Annotated in this window: 3 protein-coding genes; 2 read left to right on the forward strand and 1 reads right to left on the reverse strand. The window is 65.7% G+C overall.

Annotation, left to right across the window (positions count from 1 at the left end; genetic code table 11):
- The first annotated feature begins 90 nt into the window (after positions 1–90).
- Entirely contained in the window at positions 91–1482 is a 1392-nt protein-coding gene (locus ACK1U9_RS03800) for an aspartate aminotransferase family protein (protein ID WP_135002645.1), read from the forward strand.
- A 141-nt stretch (positions 1483–1623) separates the two neighbouring features.
- Here ACK1U9_RS03800 and ACK1U9_RS03805 read toward each other — a convergent pair whose 3' ends face one another.
- On the reverse strand, positions 1624–2745 hold the full coding sequence (locus ACK1U9_RS03805) for a cupin-like domain-containing protein (protein WP_108481751.1): 1122 nt from the start codon (positions 2743–2745) through the stop codon (positions 1624–1626).
- A 142-nt stretch (positions 2746–2887) separates the two neighbouring features.
- Between ACK1U9_RS03805 and ACK1U9_RS03810 the strand changes: the two genes are divergently transcribed.
- Positions 2888–3856 (forward strand): alpha/beta hydrolase, encoded by a 969-nt coding sequence (locus ACK1U9_RS03810; protein WP_338459631.1) that lies wholly within the window; start codon positions 2888–2890, stop codon positions 3854–3856.
- The last annotated feature ends 62 nt before the right edge of the window (positions 3857–3918 follow it).

Raw genomic sequence — 3918 nt, forward strand, 5'->3', positions numbered from 1 at the left:
ATAGAGTAACAACCGCTAAATCCTCCCCGCACTCAAGCGTTTTCCAAGCGACGAACACCCGCACTTTCGCTTGCTTGCGAGGATTCACCCATGTCCACCGCTTCCTGCCTTGCCCAGGTCCCGCCGGCCAGCGCGCCGCGTGCCTTGTACGAGTTCACCGATTCACCCTTGCTGCAACGCCAGCAACAACAGGAGTCCAACGCCCGCAGCTACCCGCGGCGCATCCCGCTGGCACTCAAGCGCGCCCGTGGCATCCATGTGGAGGATGTTGAAGGGCGCCAGTTCATCGACTGCCTGGCCGGCGCCGGCACCCTGGCGCTGGGCCACAACCACCCGGTGGTGGTCGAGGCGATCCAGCGGGTACTGGCCGATGAGCTGCCGTTGCACACCCTGGACCTGACCACGCCAGTCAAGGACCGCTTCGTCCAGGACCTGTTCGGCGTGCTGCCCGAGGCGTTGCGCCGTGAAGCCAAGGTCCAGTTCTGCGGCCCGACAGGCACCGATGCGGTGGAAGCAGCGCTGAAACTTGTACGCACCGCCACCGGCCGCAGCACCGTGCTGGCCTTCCATGGCGCCTACCATGGCATGAGCCAGGGTGCGCTGAGCCTGATGGGCAGCCATGGGCCGAAGCAGCCGCTGGGGGCCTTGCTCGGCAACGGTGTGCAGTTCATGCCGTACCCCTACGACTACCGTTGCCCGTTCGGCTTGGGCGGTGAAGCCGGGGTCAGGGCCAACCTGCATTACCTGGAAGCCCTGCTGCTCGACCCGGAAAGCGGCGTGCCGCTGCCGGCGGCGGTGATCCTCGAGGTGGTGCAGGGCGAGGGCGGCGTGATCCCGGCCGATATCGAGTGGCTCAAGGGGGTACGCCGTATCACCGAGCAGGCCGGCGTGGCGTTGATCGTCGATGAGATCCAGAGCGGGTTCGCCCGCACCGGGCGAATGTTCGCCTTCGAACATGCCGGCATCGTCCCGGACGTGGTCACCCTGTCCAAGGCCATTGGCGGCAGCCTGCCGCTGGCAGTGGTGGTGTACCGCGACTGGCTGGACACCTGGAAACCGGGCGCCCACGCCGGCACTTTCCGTGGTAACCAGATGGCCATGGCGGCGGGCTCGGCGGTGATCGACTACCTGGTCGAGCATCGCCTGGCCGAGCATGCCGAGGCCATGGGGCAGTGCCTGCGCCAACATCTGCAGCAGTTGCAGCGGGATTACCCGCAGTTGGGTGATGTTCGCGGGCGTGGGCTGATGCTCGGGGTGGAGCTGGTGGACCCGCAAGGCCAGCGGGATGCGCTCGGTCATCCGGCGGCCAACCGAGAGTTGGCGGCGAAGGTGCAGCGCGAGTGCCTCAAGCGCGGGCTGATTCTGGAACTCGGTGGGCGGCATGGGGCGGTGGTGCGCTTCCTGCCGCCGTTGATCATCAGTGGCGAGCAGATCGATGAGGTCGCGCAGCGCTTTGCCGAGGCGTTGATCGCGGCGGTCTGATCGATTGCCGAGGCCGCTGCGCGGCTCAATCGTCGACAAGCCGGCTCCCACAGGTACAGCGCCAGCCTGAAGGTTGGCGCAGTACCTGTGGGAGCCGGCTTGCCGGCGATTGGGGCCCAAAGCGCCCCGTGATAATCCCGGCTACCAGCCGCGCCCGGAATTCACCCAGAAGTTCACCGACAGCGAGGTGGTCACAGACTCCACCTGGTGGAACCATCCTTCGGGCAGGAATAGCAGGTCACCTGCCTGCAGCACCACGCGCAGGAAAGGCACTTCGCGCGCCGTCGGGAAACGCTGGTAGTCCGGGGCGTCAGGGTTGAAGTCGCAGCCGTCCAGGCCGCCCTTGGGGCTGGTCGACCAGGTGCCCAGAGCCGGGCGATGGTGCGGTGCGGCAAGGATGAACGACTTCTGCCCCCATACCTGTGCGAACAGGTTATCGGTGTCGTCGCGGTGCAGCGGCGTCAGTGTGCCCTTGGGGCCGATCCAGATACGCGGCGCAATGAACTTCTCGCGAGCGAAGTACTGCGGGTAGCGAATCAGCTTCAGCAGCTTTTCCGGCACGATGTTGTTGCCCATGTAGGCCGGGGTTTCGCCGGGTTTGGCAGGGGCATCGAGCGAGGCGATGAAGTCTGCCATGGAGGTGGAACGGAAGTCGCGGTCGGTGGAAAAGGTCTTCTTCACGTAGTCGCCGTGCCGGGTGATGCCCTGCAGTTCGGCAAAATGCTCCAGCGAGGCTTCGCGGCCCATGCTGAACAGCGGCCAGTCCTGCAGGGCATCGCTGATGACCACCGGTGTCCCGTGCTCCAGGTATTCGCCCTGGAAGCGCGCCAGCGGCATGTCGGCGCGGGCAATGCGTGTTACCTCGCGCTGTACCGGTTGTGCGGCCGATACCCGTTCGCTGAGGCGTGCCGGTGTCGGGTAACGTTGGTTCATCGATACCTTGGTCGCCGGTGCGCCGCGCCGGGCGTTGCTGATGATCTGTGGTAGCAGGGTGGCCAGGCCCATGTTGCCACTGATCTTCAGGCGGGCGCTGGCGAACAGCTCTTCTACGTTGGCAGTGCCGCCCATGATGCCCATGAAGTCACGCTCGGCCACCTCGATGGTGACGTCCGGAGCGCTGTGCCGGCCGGCACCGGTGCGGCTGCTGTCGCGCACCTCCGACCAGAAGGCCCGGTCCTGGCTGAAAACGAACTGGAAAACGCCTTCGATGCCGACGGCATGGGCGTTGGCGAACAGTTTGCTGAGGATGCTCTGAAGGTCCACGGTATGCCTCTGGCGGTCTTTCGTTGTGCAGGGATAACGAGTGCCTGCACCAACGATTTAGCCGTGTGGGCGGCTAATTTTTTGGCGTGCTGCTACGTCCCGTAGGGAGGCTCGAGTCACATTGTTCACCCAAGGAACCCACATGGCACTGCATCCTGATCTGGCGGCATTTCTGGAACTGGTCGAATTTGGCCGGCTGACGGGCAGGAGCCTGCCCATGCACGCAATGGACGTGGCCCAGGCCCGTGCCGAGTTCGAAGGCAGCTCGCAGGTACTCGACCCGAGCCCGCCCGGCAACGTCACGGCCAGCGAGCTGCAGATAACCGCGCGCGATGGTGCTCGCCTGGCTGCTCGCCTGTACCGTCAGGGCGATGCTGGTGCTGCCTTGCAGCCGGTGATCCTGTACCTGCATGGTGGCGGCTATGTGGTCGGCAGCCTCGATTCGCATGACTCGGTGTGCCGTCGCCTGGCGGCCCTGGGTGAGTTTGCGGTGCTGGCGGCGGACTACCGGCTGGCACCGGAGCAGCAGTTCCCGAAGGCCCTGCACGATGTGCTGGACGCCGCCAACTGGCTGGCTGAGCAGGCGGCGTCGCTGGGCCTGGACAACCGCCGGGTGGTGCTGGCAGGGGACAGTGTGGGCGCCAGCCTGGCGGCGGTGCTGGCCATTACGTCGGTGCAGCAGCCCGAGGCGCTGGCGTTCAAGCCGCTGGCACAGTTGCTGTTCTACCCGGTGACCGACATCTCCTGCCAGCGTGAGTCCCATCGCGAGCATGCCGAGGGTTACCTGCTGGAGACGCCCACGCTGGAGTGGTTCTACCAGCACTATGCACCGCAGCGCGAGCAGCGCCTGGACTGGCGGGTGTCGCCGTTGCTGTCGACGCTGCGCCAGCCTTTGCCACCGGCTTACCTGTCCGTGGCCGAGTATGACCCGTTGCATGATGAGGGCATGGCCTATCGTGACTGGCTGGTGGCGGGCGGGACGGCGGTGACCTTTGAGCGGGTGGAGGGGTTGACCCATGACTTCTTGCGCATGTCGGGGATCGTGGGGCAGGTGGAGGGGATTTACCGGGATGTCGGGGAGTGGTTGAAGCGGGTCGGCGGCCAGTCCTGACTTGAGCTCGCCGGGGGCGCGTTGCGCCCCTTTCGCGACACAAGGCCGCTCCCACAAAAGCA

It is taken from the genome of Pseudomonas sp. XP1, from assembly GCF_053557675.1.

Coding starts and splice junctions, on each gene's coding strand:
- ACK1U9_RS03810 (WP_338459631.1), top strand. CDS start 2,888: ATGGCACTGCATCCTGATCTGGCGGCATTTCTGGAACTGGTCGAATTT.
- ACK1U9_RS03800 (WP_135002645.1), top strand. CDS start 91: ATGTCCACCGCTTCCTGCCTTGCCCAGGTCCCGCCGGCCAGCGCGCCG.